The sequence below is a fragment of the Corallococcus sp. AB049A genome (assembly GCF_003668885.1).
Lineage (GTDB): Bacteria > Myxococcota > Myxococcia > Myxococcales > Myxococcaceae > Corallococcus > Corallococcus interemptor.
Map to the genome: position 1 here is coordinate 1 of NZ_RAWL01001039.1, position 463 is coordinate 463.

A 463-nucleotide genomic window follows, 5' to 3' on the forward strand; every position below is an offset into this window, starting at 1 on the left:
TTCTATACCTTCGATGGGATCGTTCTGCAGCGAGGCGAAAAGCGCAAGCGTTTCATCGAGATCGGCGAGTTCGACAAGAATGGTGGCGAGGCTGACGGGAAGAAAACGCATCATATCCTCACGCGTGGTAGGCGGAATCGGGAATATCGGTAATGAACATGTGTCCCGGCGCATGGGTAATGGCAAAGGGAACACCGGATGCCATCACAGCCGCCTGTGGGGTGACGCCGCAGGCCCAGAAGACCGGAACCTCGCCGGGTTCAATCCGCACCGCGTCGCCGAAATCGGGCTTTGCGAGATCGGTAATGCCGATCTCCTCGGGCGCACCCACATGCACGGGCGAACCATGCACCGCTGGAAAACGTCCCGAAATGGTCGCCGCATCAGCGACGCGCGATGCCGGGATCGGCCGCATGGAAACGACCATATTGCCCTTCAGCCGACCGGCCGGACGGCAGGGGCG

General features: G+C 61.1%; 1 protein-coding gene. It reads right to left on the minus strand.

Annotated elements, in window-relative coordinates; translation table 11 throughout:
• Positions 1-118: 118 nt before the first annotated feature.
• Positions 119-463, minus strand: a 345-nt coding sequence (locus tag D7X55_RS40755; protein WP_121725747.1) for a D-glutamate cyclase family protein, incomplete at its 5' end; no start/stop codon positions are given.